This is a genomic window from Lutibacter sp. (assembly GCF_046055765.1).
GTDB lineage: Bacteria > Bacteroidota > Bacteroidia > Flavobacteriales > Flavobacteriaceae > Lutibacter.
Map to the genome: position 1 here is coordinate 1 of NZ_JASFZF010000014.1, position 20,175 is coordinate 20,175.

Here is a 20,175-nt window from a genome sequence, read left to right on the forward strand (position 1 = left end):
ACAATCTTCTGAAATTGCAGCGTGAGCACCATTTAAAGCATAAAAATCATGATTCCAATCAGCCGGAGTCCAATCAGGATTTGTTGTATGACAAGTAATGCAATCTGTCGAAAATTCAGCATTTATATGATTTGGACTCGTAGATATATCGAAGTCGTTTTGGTGACAACTTATGCATTCTGCAGAAGTATCACTAAAATTAGTTGTTATATGGCATTTTTTACATTCTTGAATATCATGTCCTAATGTTAAAGGAAATGAATCATGATTAAAATTACCTGCAGACCAATCAGTTTCAAATGCACTATGGCATTCTGTACAATTTAAAGAAAAATCTGCTATTGTATGATTTGGATTTATAGTTTCATCAAAATTAGCCTGATGACAATTAACACATTCATTTCCTAATTTGTCAAACCTTAAATTAGTTTCAGAGGTATGACACTCAACACAATCTAAACTTGTGTGAGCACCAACAAGTGGAAAACCACTTTCTTCATGTAATTCAGGAATATTGTTAACTGTCCAGTTTTGAGAAGTATGGCATCTAGAGCAATCATTTCCTACAGATGCACTGTGCATATCCGTATGACATGAAATACATTGATTTTGTGCTTCTTCAAATACTAATGTTGTATGGCATTCTTTACAGTTAATTTCAGAATGTGTTCCTTCAAGTTTGAAATTAGTTAATTTATTATGATTAAATTTTAGTGTTTCATTATTAACTACCCAACTTTCAGAAGTATGGCATTGAGCACAATCTATAGCTAACTTATTTCCATGAGGAGATTGAGCAAATAGTTGCATACTTAGAAAAAAAACGAATATTATTGATGACAATCTATACATTGGAATTTTTTAATTTTATAATTAAAACTTGTATTTATTGTATCTACAGTATTTATAGAAGCAATATGACATTGGTTACATTCAATTTCTGCATGTTTTCCATCTAAAGGAAAAGCCGTAGTATTATGGTCAAATTTTTCGGGAGCCCAACTTTCTAAAATATGGCATCTCTCACAATCTGTCTTTCCATTTATTTCAAATTGATTTCCATGGTTATTTTCGTGACAACTAGTACAATTAGTGTCTAAATTTGAAAATTTCTGATTAAATATTTCGGTTGGTTCATTATTAGTAATATGGCATTCTCGGCATTTAATTTCATGGTGTTTCCCTTTTAAAGGCCAACTTGTTGTATTGTGATCGAAACTTACCGCTTGCCATGTTTCACTTACATGACACGTTTTACAATCATTATCTGGGTAATATTTTTTATCAATTAAATCTTTATGTATATTCTCATGGCACTCAACACAGTTGACACCCACATTTTTAAAAGTCCATCGCTCGTTTTCTTCACTAATATGACAGGCAAAACATGGCGTTGCCAAATGAGCTCCTTCAAGAGGAAATTGTGTATTGTTATGTCTTTCAAAAGTGAAAATACTTGTGTCAAAACCAGCTTCAAGTGTATGACAATTATTACAATCTGGAGAGCTGTTATTTACACTAAATTCATTTTGATGATAATCTTCATGACAGTTGTTACAAGCTGAAAAATCTATAGCTTTAGTAAACCTTCCTTCATGACATTGTTTACAATCTACCTGACTATGCATTCCTTCAAGAGGATAATCAGTTGTATTATGGTCGAAAAAATCCATCGATTTTAATGAAATAAAGCTTGTTTCATTATGACATTTTACACATTCATTGCCGAATTTTCCTTCATGCATATCGTTATGACATTCAACACAATTATTTTCATCTACATTTTTGGTGTTTTGAAAAACAAGTAGAGGGTTTGTAGTTTTATCATGGCAACTAAAGCAATCATTTTTTTTATGACTACCTTTTAGCGTAAAATTAGTAGTGTTGTGGTTAAATTTCCCTTTGCCACTAAATACTGAAAAAGATTCTTCTGTATGACATTGAGCACATTTTCCTTGTAATTGATTATTATGTGGATCTTCGTGACAAGATTTACAATCATTAAATTTTAGGTTATTAAATTCTTGGAAGTCTTTGCCATTTTTAGTTGTTAATTGATGGCATTCTTTACAGTCAACTTTTTTATGTTTTCCTTTAAGAATATAAGCTGTTTTTGAATGATCAAAATTTGGAGCAGGAGAAAATGATTCAGTATCATGGCACGATGCACAATCATTTGATGATAATGTTTCTTGATGATAATCATCATGACATGTTAAACATGATGTTTCCAATCCAAGAAATGTATTTTTCCGTTTTTTTATTTCAGGATCTTCAATAAAATCTGAAACATGGCATTTTTTACAATCAATTACCTCATGTTTTCCTTCTAAATTATAACCCGCAAGTTGATGATTGAAATTTTTTTTATCAAATCTAATCATCTCAAATTTTCTACCATGGTGTTCACTATGGCATTGAAAACAATTTTTATTTTTAACTTCCGAACTAATATGGTAACCTTTTTCTTTAGATATTAATGATTGTATATCTTCGTGGCAGTCGAGGCATTTAGCATTAGTTACTTTTTCACCTAATTCATGGCATAAAGTACAATTGCTCATACCTTCAAACTCCGCATGAGCATTTGTTAAATCTCCAGGAGATATTTGCCCATAACTTAAAGTTATAAGAAACAAGAAAAACGGTAGTATCTTTTTTATTTTTATTGCCAAGTCATTTTATTTATGTTTTTTCATGATATAACCAAATCGTTTTGTTATTTCTACACCTGCCTTTTGTAAAAAAGCAGTAGGTAATTCTCCACCAGCAAAAATGTAAACTAAATCGTTATCAACAATTTTAGGTGGTTTATTTTCTCCAAAATTTACAAGCACACTAGTATCATTAATTGAGGTTAAATTTGAATTTAAAAGGACTTGAATAGTGTTTTTTTCAATAGCTCCCATAATTTTCTCTCTGTTCTTTGGTTTTAGCCTAGAAAACTTATCTTTTCTATAGGATAGAGTTACATTATTAGTATCCTTTAAAAGAAGAACAGTTTCAATTGCGGAATCCCCACCTCCAACTACCATTATTTTTTTATTTTTAATCCTTTCAGACTCTATTAATCTATAAGCAACCTTCATAGAATTTTCACCTGGAATATTTAATTTTCTGGGGCTACCACGTCTTCCAATAGCCAAGAGGATATTGTTACAGATGTATTCTTCTCCTTTATTTGTAGTTATTTTAAAGGTATTATTATTTAACAAATTAATATTTTCAGCTTTTGTATTTTCTTTAATCTCAATATCGTGTGCTTTTATTACTTTTTCCCAAAGCTTGAGTAATTCATCTTTAGATGTTTCATACAATTTAACTTTACCATAAAGAGGTAAATCCATTGGAGCTGTCATAACAATTTTTTGTCTTGGAAATGTATAAACAGTGCCGCCTAAAGAATCTTGTTCTAAAGTAACAGAAGTTAATCCATGTTTTTTTGCAGCTAAAGTGGCTGATATCCCTGCGGGACCAGCACCAATAATACCAATATCTATAACATTTGGAACTTTTACTTTTTTACTTTTTATGATATTTTCTACAGCTTGTTTTCCTTGTTCAACGCTGTTTTTTATCAAACCCATTCCACCTAATTCACCGGCAATATAAACTCCTTTGGTGTTTGTTTCAAAAATTTCATTTACATGTGGTAAATCTACACCTCTGGTTTCAGTTCCAATACGAAGTGATATTGCTTCAACAGGACATCCATGAAAACACGCACCATGACCAATACAATTTGAAGTGTTTATTACTGTAGCTTTCCCATTTGCAATTCCAATGATATCTTTTTCAGGACAATCTTCAATACAAGCAGCACTACCAATACACATATTTAAATCTATATAAGGATGTAAAGAAATGGGCTCAAATAAACCTTCTTCTTTAGCGATAGCTACTTTTTTTTCAGTTTCTTTAGAGATAACTTTTTTATTTCGAACGTAAAAATATATAGTTATTGCACATAATATAAGTACACTACCATAAATAATTATCTGTTCTATAAATACTTCTTCCATTAAAATATCCATTTATATCCTAAAGTTAGTGTTACAGCTACATGAATAACAACAATTAATAACATTATTAGTGCAAAAGGTAAGTGTACCACATGCCAATATTTTAAAAGTTTCTGCATTGTTTGTAAACGAGCTATTTTTCCAGAAAGAGTTTTTTCTTTTTTTACCATTCTTAGAATGGCTACACATTCACTTTTTGGCACATTATTTTTTTGAAGCTCTTTTCTTAGAGAACCAATTGTAAATTTTGATTTTTCACTAGAATCTTCATTAGTTAAACTTACAACCATTTGTATGGTAGTAAATTCTAACTTAAATTTATTTGATAAAATTGTGGCTAAATCTGTTTTTAAACTTTTTACTTCGTTCAAACTAAGTTCTCTTCCCTCAATAGTTCTTGGTATTTGAATATAAATATACCGACCAACAACACCACTTAAAACAACGAGTACCATGCTCCAAAAAGCAATAGAAACAATACCTCCAAATTTAAAAGCTGTATGAAAAAGTATTAGAATTGGACCTAAAATACATAAAAAAATATGAAATTCAAGTAAATATTTAAGTCTTAAATATTTTACCATGAAGTTATATCTTTTCCGAGCAATATAAATAGTAACTCCAAAAAGTATTAGAAATGTTCCTAAAATACCTAAACCTTGTCCGTAAATTCCACTAGATTTAAACCAATTATAATGAGGATGATAAAAGCGTTCTTCAAGAGAAGTGTGATAGTAACTATAACCTGTATAGGTTAAATAAATAGTAGTTAAAATAACAATTAAAGCCATACTTAAGAGATAACTTCTATGTAGGAGTGTGTTCAATTATATAGTGGGATTTAGATTAAAATACTTTGCTTATATTTTTATAACAAGTCAATTAAAATTCACCCTACTTTGTTTTTAATTTTTATTAACTAAAGTTCTATTTATTTAAAAAAAGACTATTGTTATTTTAAAAATAAATATTAAAGTGTAAATTTGCTAATCAAAAAAATAAAAATGAAAAAAATACTTTATATTTTAGTAGGGATAAGTTTATTATTTACATCATGTTCAACAGAAAATAATACTATAAATTTTACCTTTTTACAATTAAATGATGTTTATGAAATTGCACCTTTAGAAGGTGGAAAAGTAGGAGGAATGGCTCGAGTTGAAAAATTGCATCAGGATTTATTAAAGGAAAACCCTAATACATTTATGTTTTTAGCAGGCGATTTTTTGAATCCATCTTTATTAGGAACTCTAAAATATAAAGGAGAACGAATTAAAGGAAAGCAAATGGTTGAGGTGATGAACGCAATGAATTTTGACTTAGTTGCTTTTGGTAATCATGAATTTGACTTAAATGAACAAGAACTTCAAAAGCGTTTAAACGAATCTACATTTCAGTGGATTGCTACAAACCCAATTCATAAATTAAAAGACGGTACAACTCAACGTTTTGTTGTAGAAAAAGATAGTGTTAGACAAAAACTTCCTAAAACAGTAACATTTAAAGTAAAAAATAAAGCAGGTAAGGAAATTGAAATTGGTTTTTTTAGTGCAACAATAAATTCAAATCCAAAAGATTATGTTGATTATGGCGATTTTTATGAGTCGGCTAAATTTGCATATAACAAATTAAAAAGAACTAGTGATGTTGTTTTTGGCTTAACTCATTTAGCGATAGAGCAAGATAAATTAGTTTCTAAAATGTTACCTGAAGTACCTTTAATAATGGGAGGTCATGAACACGTAAATATGTCAGTTCCAGTTGGAAATGCAAAAATAACAAAGGCTGATGCCAATGCTAAAACAGTGTATGTTCATAGAATTTCATTCAATGCAAAAACAAAAGAAACTATAATAAATTCTGAATTAATTCCAATTACTAAAGAAACAGGATTAGATATAACAATTGATAAAATTGTTCAAAAATGGAATGTACTACTTGATGAAAAAATAATTGAAATTCTTCCAAATCCGGATGCTGTAATTTTTACAGCAAAAGAACCATTAGATGGTAGAGACACACCAATTAGAAGTAAGCAAACAAATTTAGGGTTGCTAATTACAAAAGCAATGGCATATAGTTTTAATAATGACGTAGATTGTGCTTTAGTTAATGGGGGTTCTATTAGAATAGATGATCAATTAGAAGGTGATATTACAGGAATAGATATTTTTAGAGTATTGCCATTTGGTGGTGAAGTTTTAAAAGTTGAATTAAAAGGAAGTTTACTTAAAAAAGTTTTAAATTATGGAAAATTGAAAGCTGGCAAAGGAGCTTATTTACAGCGTTATAATGTGAATTATAATGAAGCTACTAAAATTTGGAAAGTAAATGATAAAGAAATTGTTGATAGTAAAATTTATAAGGTTGCCTTTAGTGATTATTTATTGAAAGGATACGATATTCCATTTTTAACACCCGAAAATAAAGAAGTTATAAAGGTTTACAAAAACGAACAATCAGCTATAGCGTATGATATTAGAAAAGCTATTATTGAATATTTAACAAGTTTATAAAAAATAAAAACTAGTTTTTAATATAAATAGTGTAAATTTGCTCGCAATTAATTTCTAAGTTGGTTGCATTATGATTTCACGTTCACATAAATTTGTAGGAGAAGGTTTAACGTACGATGACGTACTATTAATTCCTGCATTTTCAGAAGTTTTACCAAGAGAGGTAAATATTCAAACAAAATTCACAAAAAATATAACAATAAATGTTCCTGTTGTTTCTGCAGCAATGGATACAGTAACAGAATCTGAAATGGCAATTGCTATGGCTAGAGTAGGAGGAATAGGTGTTTTACACAAAAACATGTCTATTGAAAAACAAGCTAGTGAAGTTAAAAAAGTAAAGCGTTCAGAGTCTGGTATGATTTTAGAACCTATTACAATTACTAAAGACCAAACAGTACTTACTGCAAAAAATTTAATGCGTGAATACAGTATTGGAGGAATTCCAGTAGTAGATAATAATGGAAAGTTAATAGGAATTATAACAAACAGAGACTTGCGTTTTGAAAATGATAATACACGAGTAATTTCTGAAGTTATGACTTCAAAAAATTTGGTAACCGTACCAGAAGGAACTTCTCTAAAACAAGCTGAACTTGTTTTACAAGAAAATAAAATTGAAAAATTACCTGTTGTAAACGCTCATTATAAACTAGTTGGATTAATAACCTATAGAGATATTATTAAAGTAATTGAAAATCCAAATGCAAATAAAGATAAATACGGTCGTTTAAGAGTTGCTGCTGCAATTGGCGTTACGGGTGATGCGTTTGAAAGAGCTTCAGCTTTAATAAATGCAGGTGTAGATGCTTTAATAATTGATACAGCTCACGGTCATACAAAAGGTGTAGTAATCATTTTAAAAGAAATAAAAAGTGCATTTTCTGAAACAGATATTGTTGTTGGGAATATTGCTACTGGAGAAGCCGCTAAATATTTAGTAGATGCAGGTGCTGATGCTGTAAAAGTAGGTATTGGACCGGGTTCAATTTGTACAACTCGTGTTGTTGCAGGTGTAGGTTACCCACAACTTTCAGCTATTATAGAAGTTGCTGAAGCGATTAAAGGATCTGGTGTTCCTGTAATTGCTGATGGTGGCGTTAGATATACAGGAGATATTCCAAAAGCTATTGCAGCTGGTGCAGATAGTGTAATGTTAGGTTCTCTTTTAGCAGGTACAAAAGAGTCTCCAGGTGAAACAATAATTTTTGAAGGACGAAAATTTAAATCATATAGAGGAATGGGCTCTGTTGAGGCAATGAAGCATGGTTCAAAAGATCGTTATTTTCAAGATGTTGAAGATGATATTAAAAAATTAGTTCCTGAAGGCATTGTAGGTAGAGTTCCCTATAAAGGAGAATTACACGAAACTATGCACCAATTTATAGGTGGTTTACGTGCCGGTATGGGATATTGTGGAGCAAAAGATATTGAAACTCAAAAAGAGGCAAAATTTGTTAAAATTACTTCTGCTGGTATGCGTGAAAGTCATCCACACGATGTAACAATTACAAAAGAAGCCCCAAATTATTCAAGATAATAATAGAAAGCTTCATATTAAAAATTTAAATTTTCTAATTTTAGAAATTAATATTTAAATTGTACTTATCTGATATTCAGTTATATAAATTCACTTAGTCATGTTTAAATTAAGGTGATTTAAAACTTATTCATAAATTTTAGACTAAATACTTGTTAAAAACCTAATAAAGGAAGTATTTTTGCAAACCACTTAATATTAACTACCGTGTCAGAACAAAGTACAGAATTAGAAGAAAGAAAAGTTGGAAAAGATCTTTATAGTTATCAAAAAGAGGCCATAAATAAAATTTTTAAGAGTTTTGATGAGGCCCCAGATGATTACCATTTATTGTATCAATTACCAACAGGTGGTGGGAAAACAGTTATTTTTTCTGAAATTGTTCGTCAGTATTTAAAGCATCATAATAAAAAAGTATTGGTGCTAACTCATCGTATTGAATTATGTAAGCAAACTTCAAAAATGCTTACGGAATTTCATGTAACTAGTAAAGTAGTAAATAGCACTGCTAATTTAGATGATCAAGCTAACTATAGTTGTTTTGTTGCAATGGTGGAAACCTTAAATAATAGACTAAACGATAATAAGTTTGATATTTCAGATGTAGGTTTGGTTATTATTGATGAAGCTCATTATAATTCCTTTACTAAACTATTTGAATTTTTCGAAAAATCTTTTATTTTGGGAGTTACAGCAACTCCGTTGAGTTCTAATGTTAAACTACCCATGAAGGATAATTACAATGAATTAATTGTTGGTGAAACAATTGAATCATTAATTAAAAATGAGTTTTTAGCACGTGCTGAAGTTTACTCTTATAATGTAGGATTGACTTCATTAGAAGTAGGAGCAAATGGTGATTATACTGTGAAATCTTCTGAAGATTTATATACAAATAATGAAATGCTCGGGATGTTAATGCAATCGTATGAAATGCATTCAAAAGGTAAAAAAACACTAATCTTTAATAATGGAATTAATACTTCTATTCAAGTATTTCAAACATTTAAAGCAGCAGGTTATCCAATTGCTCACTTAGATAATACGTATAATAAAAAAGATCGACAAACTGTACTTCAATGGTTTAAAGAAACACCACATGCTATTTTAACATCTGTAAGTATTTTAACAACTGGTTTTGATGAACCAACAGTAAACACTATTATTTTAAACAGAGCAACTAAATCACTTGGTTTATATTACCAAATGATAGGTCGTGGATCTCGTATATTAAAAGATAAACCTACATTTTCAGTAATTGATTTAGGAAATAATATTCATCGTTTTGGTGAATGGGGAGCAGATTTAGATTGGCAAAAAATATTTAGAGCTCCAAACTATTATTTAGATAAAATAATTAGTGATGAAGAATTAGAAAGTAATTTTAAATATGAAATGCCTGTTGAACTTAGGGCTGAATTTTCTAAATCTGAAGAAGTTCATTTTGATATAAAAAAGTTTTATACAACATCTATAAGTAGCGGAGAATCTTCAAAAGTTGTACTTGAGCAATCAATTATTCAACATGCAAAAATATGTATAGAAAATAGCGAAGATGTTTATGACGCTTATGAATTATCAAAAAAATTAGGTGACGATATTGATTATAGAGTAGATCGTTATGCTAAGTGCATTTGTAGAAGTACACATAACTTTGTTACTTGGTTAAAAGACGATTATAAAACAAAATTACGTTTATATTTAAAAGATAATTTCGATAGAGATTTTGAAATTATTCACGGAAGACCACCTGAAGACGAATAATTTCACACAGTTAATTATTAGTTTATTATGTAATCTTATATAAACTAATAAATTAAGATATAAAATAACTAAAAAAATACAATTTTAAAGGTAATTTCTCCCTTTGAAATTGTATTTTTTTAGTGAAATTAATAATAGCTTTTCATTAATCTCCAAAAGACATTCCAATTCCTCTTGCAGTTTTCACTAAAGATGAATCTTGTTTCACAATATTATATTTACTAATAGCTTCTAAAAATGGTACAGCAACAATGCTAGGGTGTTGGTATGCTACCATTTTGCCAAAATTACCTTCAAGAGCCAATTCCATTGCTTTTACACCAAATTGAGTAGCCAAAATACGATCAAAAGCAATAGGCACTCCACCACGTTGCAAATGTCCAAGAACTGTTTCTCTCATATCTGCGTCACAACCTATAGCTTTTAAGTCTTTCAATAATTTATTGGCAACTCCACCTAGCTTTAAGTTGGCATTACCAACTTCATCACTTTGTTGAGAAAATACATCTCCGTCTTTTGGTTTAGCACCTTCTGCAATAACAATAATAACGTGTCCTTTCCCATCAATAAAGCGTTTATTTATAACATCTAACACTTTATTAATTTTATAAGGAATTTCAGGAATTAAACAAATTTCAGCACCACCTGCCAAGGCTGAACTTAAAGCGATCCAACCAGCATCTCTACCCATAACTTCAAGTATAATTACTCGGTTATGTGATGCCGCAGTTGTAACAAGTCTGTCAACAGCCTCTGTAGCTATTTGAACAGCAGTTTGGTAGCCGAAAGTATAATCTGTAGCAGATAAATCATTATCAATAGTTTTAGGAACTCCAATAATGTTTAAGCCTTTTTCGAAAAGAACTTGAGAAATACGCTGAGAACCATCTCCACCAATACTTATAACTGCTTCAATACCTAGATGTTTTAACTTGCGAATCATTTCATCTGAACGATCTATAAATGACCAAGTGCCATCATTTTCTTTTACAGGCCAAGCTAAAGGTCCGCCTTTTGTTGTTGTACCTAATATGGTACCTCCCTGATAATGAATACCAGAAACAGATTTTTCGTTTAATTCTATTATTTCGGTAGGCTCTCTTAAAACTCCATCAAATGATTGTATACTACCTACAACTTCCCAATCTTCAGTTTGTGCTGCACGTTTAACAATTCCTCTAATAACTGCATTTAATCCTGGGCAATCACCACCACCAGTTAATACTAATACTTTTTTCTTCATTATAACCTTTCTGTTTTTTAATCTCCAAAAGAAATTCCAATTCCTTTTGCTGTGTGAATTAAATTATGTGATAAATCAACTTTATTATATTGATTAATTACTTCTTCTAAATTTTTATGTGTTAATTCAAAATTTTGATGAACTGCCATAGTTCCAAATTTTTTCTCTTTAACTAATTCAAATGCTTTTACACCAAGTTCTGTAGCTAATATACGGTCAAATGCAATTGGTGTTCCACCACGTTGTAAATGACCAAGAATTGTTTCTCTTATATCTGCTTCAAAATTTGCCTCTTTTAATTTTGAAGCTATTTTTCTAGCAATACTATCGCTATTTTTATCACTTTTATTATTTTTGAAATAAGCACCTTCTGCAACAACAATATTTGCAAATCCACGACCATCTTTAGAATACCTTGATTTTAATTTTTCTAATACTTTATCCATACTAAATGGAATTTCAGGAATTAAGCAAACGTCAGCTCCACCAGCAATTGCGGCATGTAAGGCAATCCATCCAGCATCACGCCCCATTACTTCCAAAATTAAAACTCTATTGTGTGAACTAGCAGTTGTTACTAATTTATCTACAGCTTCAGTTGCCACTTGTGCAGCGGTTTGAAACCCAAAAGTAAAATCAGTTATAGATAAATCATTATTAATAGTTTTAGGAATTCCAACAATATTTACTCCTTTTTTAGATAGTTTATGTGAAATTTTATGAGATTCATTTCCACCAATATGAATAACGGCATCAAAATTAAATACTTTAAGATTGTAGATAAGTTTATCTGTTACATCTTCATTTATTATTGAACCATCTGATTGTTTAACGGGATAACAAAAAGGATTTCGTTTATTGTTGGTCGTTAAAATTGTACCACCTTGAATATGAATTCCTTCAACACGTTTTTCTGTAAGTGGAATAATTTCAAGAGGTTCAGATAATATTCCATCAAAACCATTAATACTTCCAATAACTTCCCAATTTTTTTCTTGATTTGCACGTTTAACAATAGCTCTAATTACAGCATTCATTCCTGGGCAATCACCACCACTATTTACAATTAAAATTCTTTGTTTCATTATATTTCCCTGTTCTTTGGGATTAGTTTATTAGGTATAATTTGCTTAAGATTACGGTAGTAAAATTATTTGCAAAAAGAGAACAAAAATATAAAAAACTTATGTATTGAACAATGATTAAAGTCAGTATTATTTATTTTCCATCATACTTAATTATGAAATAATTTTAAAGGAAGATTAAATCTATAATTTTAATGTATGTAACCACATTTATTTAGTATGATTTTCTTAATATTGGCACTTCAAAAATGAAAAAAGAAACACATGCCCAAATCTAAAAATATTGTACTTATTATCATCGCCTTTTTTTCTATATATGTAATTTGGGGTTCAACATATTTATTGAATAAAATAGCTGTTTCTGAACTTCCACCTTTTATGCTTGCATCAATTAGGTTTATTAGTGCAGGTGTATTAATATTTATGATTGCAAAAATAATTGGGTATAAACTTTCTATTACAAAAAAACAATTTGCAAACACAGCAGTTGCAGGTTTTTTGTTTTTAACATTTGGAAATGGTGTAATTGTTTGGGCTCTTCGTTTTGTTGATAGCGGTTTTGCTGCATTAGAAATTTCAGCTCAACCTTTAGTTGTATTATTATTAATGCGGTTTTTTGATGGAAAAAAAATCAAATTAATGTCAGTTATTGGTGTAATTTTGGGTGTAATTGGCATTTATTTATTGGTAAGTCAAAAACAAGTTATTAGCCAAGAAGGAACAATGCTTGGAATTATAATGATTTTTGCTTGCATGCTGAGTTGGGGGTATGGAAGTTTGTTTGTAGCAAAAGCAGATCTTCCATCTAATTACTTTGTAAATACAGGTTATCAAATGATTACAGGTGGAATTATGTTATTTATAGCTAGTTTAACTTTTGGTGAACATTGGACTTTTCCTACAGAATGGAGTCAACCAGTACAATTATCAATGTTGTTGTTAATTGTATTTGGTGGAATAGTTGCATTTACATCATTTAATTATTTATTAAAAACAGTATCACCCGAAAAAGTAGCCACATCCACTTATGTAAATCCAATAATTGCTCTTACTTTAGGTTGGTATTTTTTAAATGAACAAATTACTTTACAGTCTGTAATTGCTGCTATTGTGTTGCTGACAGGAGTTTATTTTATAAATACCAAGAAAAAACTAGTTATTTATTCAAGATTTAGGAAGTAAATAGTACGTTAATTTAAAAGACAGATTATTAATCTGTCTTTTAAATAATTTTTAATTTTATTTTGGTTTAATAGTTATGCCAGTTTTAGGTTTAATAGTTATGCCGGTTTTAGGTTTGATTGTTATACCAGTTTTTGGTTTAATGCTTTCGCTTTTTTGATTAGACATCATTAATTTTTTTTAGTTAATATTTTACTATATTAGTAAAAAAATTTCACTTTTCCTATTTCCAAGTGTTATATCTTACAGTATATGAAGTGTTTATATGATTAAAAAATGAATGTAAAAAAATTTTTAAAAGAATGTCATGATAAAGAAGTTTTTAAAAAACTTTCTATTTATATAGTTTCAAGTTGGGTGCTTATTCAAGTTCTTGCAGTTACTTGGGAACCTCTTGGGTTTTCAAAAAAATCGGTCACCTATTTACTAATTATTCTTTTAATAGGTTTTCCTATAAATATATTTTTGGTTTGGCGGTACCATTTAGTATATTTAGATTACAAAAAAAAGAAATTAGATGATGTTGGTAATTTGGTTCACGTAAAACTAAAAAACAGTCCATTTCATAAAATGTATTTTTCATTATTAGGTTTTATAAGTATTTTATTTTTTTTATCAGCAGTCCTAATTATAAATAATAATTTTAACACATCAGCAAATATAATAAGTATTGATTCTAGTGATAAAATTGCAGTTTTAAAGTTTGGTAATAATACAGGTGATGAGAAATATGATATTATTAGTAAAATGACAGCAGATTGGATTATTCATGGAATTACAGAAAATAATGTTGGGCAAGTTATATCTCCTGAAATTGTTGATAGTTATATGGTCCAAATAAATACATCATCTAACTTAATACCACTTGATAGCAAAAGAATTATTAAAGAATATTTTAATCCGGGAAAATTTATTTCTGGAAATTTTTATTTAGAAAATGATAAGTTATTATTTCAAGGAACTATTACAAATAGTACTGAAGATAAACAGCTAATTTCATTTAAACTAATAGATTGTGCTTCTGATTCTCCTTTAGAGTGTATTGAAAAACTTACTCAGTTAATTTTAGGGTTTTTAATTACTGAAGAAAATAAGAAAATGAATTTACAGCAAGGTTCACCACCTAAATTTGAAGCTTATAAGTACCTTTATGAAGCAAAAGCAGCTATAGATAATCCTAAAAAATACGTTGAACTACTTAATAAATCTATTAGAGCAGATTCTAACTATTTTGAACCAAAAGTATTGCTAGTGGCCCATTATTATAACAGCGAGGATTTTAAAAAATCAGATTCTTTACTTAAAAAAATTTCTCCAACATCGTTTGCAAACCAGCGACAACAAAATCTACTAAATATACATGAGGCTTTGTTAAAGGGGCAAAACGATAAAGTGTATTATTACTCAAAGAAAGAATTTGATATTACACCATTTGATTTGTTGACTAATTCTAGTACAATGACTGTAGCACTTCAATTTGTTAATAAACCTGAAGATGTAAATGTAATTTTTGATGAAATTTCAACAAAAGGAATGGAAGTTGAAAATTGTGCCTATTGTAGATATAGAATTTATGTAAAAGCATTATCTGAAATTGAATTAAATAATTATGAAGTTGCTATTAAATTATTAACTGAAACCAACAAAACGATTGATGACAATCAACTTAGAAAACCATTATTTTCAGCGTTAATACGTTCAAATAAAAATAAAAAGGTTGAAGAATTAATTTCAAAATTAGAACTATCTAAAGAATTAATAGATATTCAAGAACTATATTTATACATAGGGAAGGAATATTTATTAATAAATTTAAAAGATAAAGCTTCTATTTATTTCGATAAATTAATCAAATCTTATAATGTAGAGAAAAAGAATAAAAGTTTAGCTTTAGCCTATTTTTACAAGCAAGACTTCAAAAATGCTACTAAAGAACTTTTAAAAATTATAAAAAAGGACACTTTAAATGTTGATTTACTTTCCAAATTAGCAAGTTGTCAATTCAAAAACAATAATTTAGAAAAATCTGATGAAACACTTCAGAAAATAATAGCTCAGAAAGAAGCTTATCAATTTGGTGCGGTTGATTATGCATTGGCTCAATATTTTGCAATTACAGTTAATAATGATAAAGTGTTTGAATATTTGTTACAAGCAGTAGCTCAAGGATATAGATATACACCAACATCTTTTAAAAATGACCCAATTTTTGTGAATTATTTTAATGATAAACGTTTTGAGAAGGTATTAACTTTTTGGCACTAACTAATTAACTAACTAACTAATCAAATTAATTATATGGCTTTTCAAAATTCTCCCGAAGAAATAAAAACTTTAGAGTTTATAGGTAATGTTATTGGTCATGTTATTTGGCCATTTACAATGCTATTATTTTTATGGATTTTCAGGAAAAATATCTCTAAGGTAATGAATAAATTAAGTGGTATTGATGCTACAGCTACAGGACTATCATTAAAATTCGACCAACAAGTTGATGAGGCAATAGGAGATAATTTATTAGATCAACCTTCAGGATTAATAGCAAAATCAGCAATGAAGATTGGCGATCAAAAACATGACAATTTAGTCAATACTCCTTATCATCAAATGCTTAGTATTAGGGATGCTTTAAACCATAAAATTATTTTAAAATCACAAGAAAATAATATAGCAACCGCTCATAAATTGAGTATTGATCTTAAAGATGAATTATTGAAAGCTGAAGCTATTTCAAACCAACAGGCAAAATTATTTCAAACTTTACTTCAAATAACTAATTCAAATTTCACGAATATCACACAATCTCAAGTGAATAAGGTGCAATTATTATATCATAATTTAAAATTGTAAAATTTATGAAAAAATTAAAGAATGCTTATGCTCTTTTAATAGGCGTTAAAGATGATACACTAAATACTTTGATTGATGCACAATCTATTTATGATATATTAGTAGATGAAAATCTTGCGGGTTATGATCCAAACAATATTCTTTTTGTGAAAGGGGAAGAATCTACTAGAAAACATATTTTAGATGCATTTGATAAACTTCAACAAATGACGAATAAAGATTCTTCAGTTTTCCTATATTATACGGGTCATGGTGGTTATGAATATGGCGAGTATTTTATTCAGCCTTTTGGTATGAGTAATGAAAGTAAGAAGATATTTAAAGATACCTGGGTAAGTGCTTCTGATTTAAAAGAAGAATTAAATAAGTTAAAAACGAAGCGATTAATTTTCTTTTTAGATTGTTGCCATGCAGCCGGGATGGTACAAGGTTTTAATATGCATTCTAATAGTGAGGTTAAAAGTAAATCATCAATAATAGCAAAGAGTTCAGAAGTTGCGGACGGATTAGGTCAAAAAATTGATAATGAAAGAGGAGTAACAATAATCTCTTCTTGCACAGAAGATCAACGCTCATGGCAACTTCCAGGAGAAAATAGTCTTTTTACAAAATGTCTAGTAAATGCACTACAAGGTAAGCATAAAACAGATTTTAAAGATCCATATATACGAATGTTAGAAGTTTTAGCGTATATACAATCAGAAGTCCCAAAACAAGCAAAAGAGTATGAAGTTGAACAAAATCCATACGGAAACCTTCAACTTTACGATAATTTTACGCTTTGTTATGTTCCAAAAAAAATAAGAGAAAGGCTTTCTATTGAAAAATCAGAGTTACCTAATAGAGTAGCAAGTAAAGAGTTAAAGGAAGTAGTTACATCTTACAGAGAGCGTAAAAATGCAAATAATCTTTTATTATTTATACATGGTTTTTCTGGTGAGGCAGCTGATACATTTGGGATTATTCCTGAGTTATTGATAAATGATGAAAGAATGAATGGATGGGATATGAAGCCTTTGGGCTATTCGCAACATGTAAATCCTGAATTTGGAAAGGATATTTGGGGAGGAACAAAAGATATTGATAAAATCTCTGAATATTTGGTAAAATCATTTAAGTATAAATTTGATAAATATGATAGAATTGCTATTGTAGCTCATAGTTTAGGTGGTTTAATTGCCCAAAAAGCAATTTTAAATTCAGATGAAAAATTAAGAAGTAAACTTTCGCACCTTATTTTGTTAGGAAGTCCAAATAATGGAATTGCCCCAGGTATATTAGCAAACACTTTTAATAACAAATATCAGCAATTAAGTAGCGATGGAAACTATATAAAAACATTGCGAAATAATTGGGATACCACCTTTAAAAATAATTATCCATTTAAATTGAAAGTAGCAGCAGCAACCAATGATGAGTATGTAAGTATTGAATCCTGTTTAGAACCTTTTGAAGATAAATATTGTGAAATTATTGAAGGAAATCATCTCTCAATGGTTAAACCAATAGATGAATATAATGATTGTTATATGTTAATAATCAATACATTAACAAATAGTGAGTTTCATAATGAATATACAAATAAAGAGGAAATTAATTTAGCATTAGGAAAATATAATTCCGTTGTAAAAAAATTATTACCAAATGCAAATTCAATAGATTCCAATGGTTTAAAACAGCTTATTTTTGGATTAGAGGGCTTGGATAGGAGAGATGAAGCTTTACAAATTTTAATTAACCATCCATTAGCTAAAAATAGTTCAGATATATTTGGGCTAATAGCAGGAAGATATAAGAGATTATATTTGAATACCTTTTCTAAAGATGATGGAGATAAATCATTTGAATATTATAGTAAAGGATTAGAAATTGCTGTTAATGATAAGAATTTAGGTCAAATCTATTATCAAGCTATTAATCTTGCTTTTTTGAGTATTGTTAAAAACGATAATGAGAACGATATGAAAAAATATGCAAATCAAGCAATTGATGCAGCTAATGCTAGCGATGAAAATTTATGGAAATTAGCAACATTGGCAGAAGCAAATTTATATATTAGAAAATTTGACATATCAAAAGAATATTATGCAAAATCGGCTAAAATGGCTGGTTTAAGAGAAAAATTATCTATGCATACAAATGCTTATAAAGCATATACAACTTTAATGAGTATTGATAACCCAGAAGATGATTTTATAAAATTTTTACATACTAGTTTTTTGATGTAAATGACTGATTTTAAAATGATTTAGTTATTATCCTATAATAAAATTTACTATATTAGTAAATAATTACTACTGCTGCTACTAACTAAATATTTTTTATATGTATTCAATTATTTTATTGAAGGTTTTCCATGTGTTTTTTCAGTTCCATTTTATTTTTCCAATACTGCTAATTGATCCTATAGGAGGATTGGGAAATAGATTTGTTATTCTAGTAATTTCAGCATTTATAGCATATTTATCACGATTTATTTTAATTCGTTTTATGAATCGTTGGATGCTCTCAAAATCCTCTAAAGTTGATAAAACTATAGTAACGGAAGCTCTATCTCATGAAGTAATTAACACCCAAAAGCTTTCTTTTGAATCTCTAAACTCAGATGCAGATCTATCAAAAATAGCAACGCAGCGTAAAACATTGGTTGTACGTGCAAAAAAAATGATGAGATTACAATACATCACAGATATGCTTATTATATTGGTGTATTGTATTGTTGGAGTATTCGTATTTGAAGATTTTATTTTTGAATTTGAATTAGACTTACCATTTGCGCTACCATATATCTTATATTTACTCTTATATTTAATTTGGACAAATTTAGGATATCTAGGATACAGGCATCAATTTACAGCATATAAAGATGGTGTATTTGATGTAATTGCTCCTTTATGGAAATTTATTTTTGCAGTATTTCAAACCAAATGGAAGATTTTAATATCCATTGCAGTGCTATTAATAGCTTTAACAGCTGGTACATTTAGTTTTTTCGGTGAGTATTCCAATGGTATTCTATTACTAATTGCTATAGGATTTCATATTTATATGCTTTACCGTATAAATAGTAAAGGTAGGAGGCAACCTAATTTATCATTGCTAATTTTACGTGTATTTTTAATTGAGAAAACCTCTTTATTTACTTTTTCCAAGTTGGCTAAGTTCTGGAAACATTTTGGATCGTATTTTACAGTGGCAGACCCATCGTTTTATAAAGTATTTTGGAAGAGGAATTTTAAACATAGTTTTCCCATAGTTATGATACTCATATTTTTAGTTTATACCCAACTTGAAAATATGGGGGGACCATCACCATTTATTCCATTTATTTTTATAATGATTATTGGAGCTTTTGTGTTTATAATATGGAGTATTAGATCCATGAAGCGTGGTTTTGTAAAAAATGAAAGCGCATTGCAAAAGGAATTAGCTAGATTAAAACGGAAACCTGTAAAATTAAGTGGTACATTCAAAGAAACACCTATATCATGTTATGATAATACTTGGCAAATGACGGTAGAAACTTTGATAGAAACAGCAAGTGTTGTTTTAATGGATTTACGTGGGTTTTCTGAAAAGAATAAAGGATGTGAATTTGAGGTAAATCTATTGCTTAATAAGATAGTTTTAGATCGTATTCTTTTTATAGGTTATGAAGGTACGATTCCTTTAATTAAAAGTACTATTGAGCGTAAATTTGAAACGCTGGAATCCACTTCACCAAATAAAGACATCAAAAATGCTATTGCAACAATATTTGAGGTAAGAAATGAAAACAATAAGGAAACACAATATATTATGGATCTTTTGCTTAATAAAGCTGTGAATTGATTTAAATTTTACTCATAACCTGAGTTCTACATAAAGACTTCTTATTATTAGTCATTTATAAATTCTATAGTAAAAACGGGTGTCATTCCTGCGAAGGCAGGAATCTAAACGCATCCTATTTATGGATTCCTGCCTTCGCAGG

At 29.1% G+C, this 20,175-nt stretch carries 14 protein-coding genes; 8 read left to right on the plus strand and 6 right to left on the minus strand.

Annotated elements, in window-relative coordinates; all coding sequences use genetic code 11:
• From QM495_RS01255 to QM495_RS01270, 4 genes are all read right to left on the minus strand, one after another.
• A partial coding sequence (locus QM495_RS01255) for a hypothetical protein (RefSeq protein WP_408670288.1) occupies positions 1–810 on the minus strand: 810 nt, incomplete at its 3' end.
• 20 nt (positions 811–830) lie between these two features.
• Positions 831–2,675 carry a cytochrome c3 family protein gene (locus tag QM495_RS01260; RefSeq protein WP_408670289.1) on the minus strand — a complete coding sequence of 615 codons (1,845 nt, stop codon included), beginning with the start codon at positions 2,673–2,675 and terminating at the stop codon, positions 831–833.
• A 6-nt stretch (positions 2,676–2,681) separates the two neighbouring features.
• Positions 2,682–4,034 (minus strand): NAD(P)-binding domain-containing protein, encoded by a 1,353-nt coding sequence (locus tag QM495_RS01265; RefSeq protein WP_408670290.1) that lies wholly within the window; start codon positions 4,032–4,034, stop codon positions 2,682–2,684.
• The gene (locus tag QM495_RS01270) at positions 4,022–4,813 is read right to left on the minus strand and encodes a hypothetical protein (protein WP_408670291.1); all 792 of its coding nucleotides are present in this window, start codon (positions 4,811–4,813) and stop codon (positions 4,022–4,024) included. Before QM495_RS01270 ends, QM495_RS01265 begins: the two co-directional genes overlap by 13 nt.
• Positions 4,814–5,026: 213 nt before the next feature.
• On the opposite strand from QM495_RS01270, the gene QM495_RS01275 reads away from it, so the two are divergent.
• From QM495_RS01275 to QM495_RS01285, 3 genes are all read left to right on the plus strand, one after another.
• Complete coding sequence (locus tag QM495_RS01275) at positions 5,027–6,538, plus strand: bifunctional metallophosphatase/5'-nucleotidase (protein ID WP_408670292.1); 1,512 nt, start codon at positions 5,027–5,029, stop codon at positions 6,536–6,538.
• Positions 6,539–6,608: 70 nt separating this feature from the next.
• Entirely contained in the window at positions 6,609–8,078 is a 1,470-nt protein-coding gene (gene guaB / locus QM495_RS01280) for an IMP dehydrogenase (protein ID WP_408670293.1), read from the plus strand.
• A gap of 207 nt (positions 8,079–8,285) precedes the next feature.
• Positions 8,286–9,842 (plus strand): DEAD/DEAH box helicase, encoded by a 1,557-nt coding sequence (locus tag QM495_RS01285; protein WP_408670294.1) that lies wholly within the window; start codon positions 8,286–8,288, stop codon positions 9,840–9,842.
• A 145-nt stretch (positions 9,843–9,987) separates the two neighbouring features.
• Here QM495_RS01285 and QM495_RS01290 read toward each other — a convergent pair whose 3' ends face one another.
• A complete protein-coding gene (locus QM495_RS01290) occupies positions 9,988–11,085 on the minus strand; it encodes a 6-phosphofructokinase (RefSeq protein ID WP_408670295.1) in 1,098 nt (365 codons plus the stop codon).
• A gap of 17 nt (positions 11,086–11,102) precedes the next feature.
• A complete protein-coding gene (locus QM495_RS01295) occupies positions 11,103–12,170 on the minus strand; it encodes a 6-phosphofructokinase (protein ID WP_408670296.1) in 1,068 nt (355 codons plus the stop codon).
• A gap of 264 nt (positions 12,171–12,434) precedes the next feature.
• Here QM495_RS01295 and QM495_RS01300 point away from each other — a divergent pair, with 264 nt between their 5' ends.
• The 5 genes from QM495_RS01300 to QM495_RS01320 all read left to right on the plus strand — a co-directional run bounded on the left by QM495_RS01300 (position 12,435) and on the right by QM495_RS01320 (position 20,033).
• A complete protein-coding gene (locus tag QM495_RS01300; protein WP_408670297.1) occupies positions 12,435–13,352 on the plus strand; it encodes an EamA family transporter in 918 nt (305 codons plus the stop codon).
• Positions 13,353–13,628: 276 nt separating this feature from the next.
• The gene (locus QM495_RS01305; protein ID WP_408670298.1) at positions 13,629–15,617 is read left to right on the plus strand and encodes a tetratricopeptide repeat protein; all 1,989 of its coding nucleotides are present in this window, start codon (positions 13,629–13,631) and stop codon (positions 15,615–15,617) included.
• Between the two features lie 33 nt (positions 15,618–15,650).
• Positions 15,651–16,202, plus strand: coding sequence for a hypothetical protein (locus QM495_RS01310; RefSeq protein WP_408670299.1), 552 nt, complete (start codon positions 15,651–15,653; stop codon positions 16,200–16,202).
• Between the two features lie 5 nt (positions 16,203–16,207).
• Positions 16,208–18,430, plus strand: coding sequence for a caspase family protein (locus QM495_RS01315; RefSeq protein ID WP_408670300.1), 2,223 nt, complete (start codon positions 16,208–16,210; stop codon positions 18,428–18,430).
• Between the two features lie 97 nt (positions 18,431–18,527).
• Positions 18,528–20,033 (plus strand): hypothetical protein, encoded by a 1,506-nt coding sequence (locus tag QM495_RS01320; protein WP_408670301.1) that lies wholly within the window; start codon positions 18,528–18,530, stop codon positions 20,031–20,033.
• The last annotated feature ends 142 nt before the right edge of the window (positions 20,034–20,175 follow it).

Excerpts from the sequence above, each read along its gene's own strand:
- QM495_RS01265 (WP_408670290.1), bottom strand. The coding sequence starts at position 4,034 with ATGGATATTTTAATGGAAGAAGTATTTATAGAACAGATAATTATTTAT.
- QM495_RS01270 (WP_408670291.1), bottom strand. The coding sequence starts at position 4,813 with ATGGCTTTAATTGTTATTTTAACTACTATTTATTTAACCTATACAGGT.
- QM495_RS01275 (WP_408670292.1), top strand. The coding sequence starts at position 5,027 with ATGAAAAAAATACTTTATATTTTAGTAGGGATAAGTTTATTATTTACA.
- guaB (WP_408670293.1), top strand. The coding sequence starts at position 6,609 with ATGATTTCACGTTCACATAAATTTGTAGGAGAAGGTTTAACGTACGAT.
- QM495_RS01290 (WP_408670295.1), bottom strand. The coding sequence starts at position 11,085 with ATGAAGAAAAAAGTATTAGTATTAACTGGTGGTGGTGATTGCCCAGGA.
- QM495_RS01295 (WP_408670296.1), bottom strand. The coding sequence starts at position 12,170 with ATGAAACAAAGAATTTTAATTGTAAATAGTGGTGGTGATTGCCCAGGA.
- QM495_RS01300 (WP_408670297.1), top strand. The coding sequence starts at position 12,435 with ATGCCCAAATCTAAAAATATTGTACTTATTATCATCGCCTTTTTTTCT.
- QM495_RS01305 (WP_408670298.1), top strand. The coding sequence starts at position 13,629 with ATGAATGTAAAAAAATTTTTAAAAGAATGTCATGATAAAGAAGTTTTT.
- QM495_RS01310 (WP_408670299.1), top strand. The coding sequence starts at position 15,651 with ATGGCTTTTCAAAATTCTCCCGAAGAAATAAAAACTTTAGAGTTTATA.
- QM495_RS01315 (WP_408670300.1), top strand. The coding sequence starts at position 16,208 with ATGAAAAAATTAAAGAATGCTTATGCTCTTTTAATAGGCGTTAAAGAT.
- QM495_RS01320 (WP_408670301.1), top strand. The coding sequence starts at position 18,528 with ATGTATTCAATTATTTTATTGAAGGTTTTCCATGTGTTTTTTCAGTTC.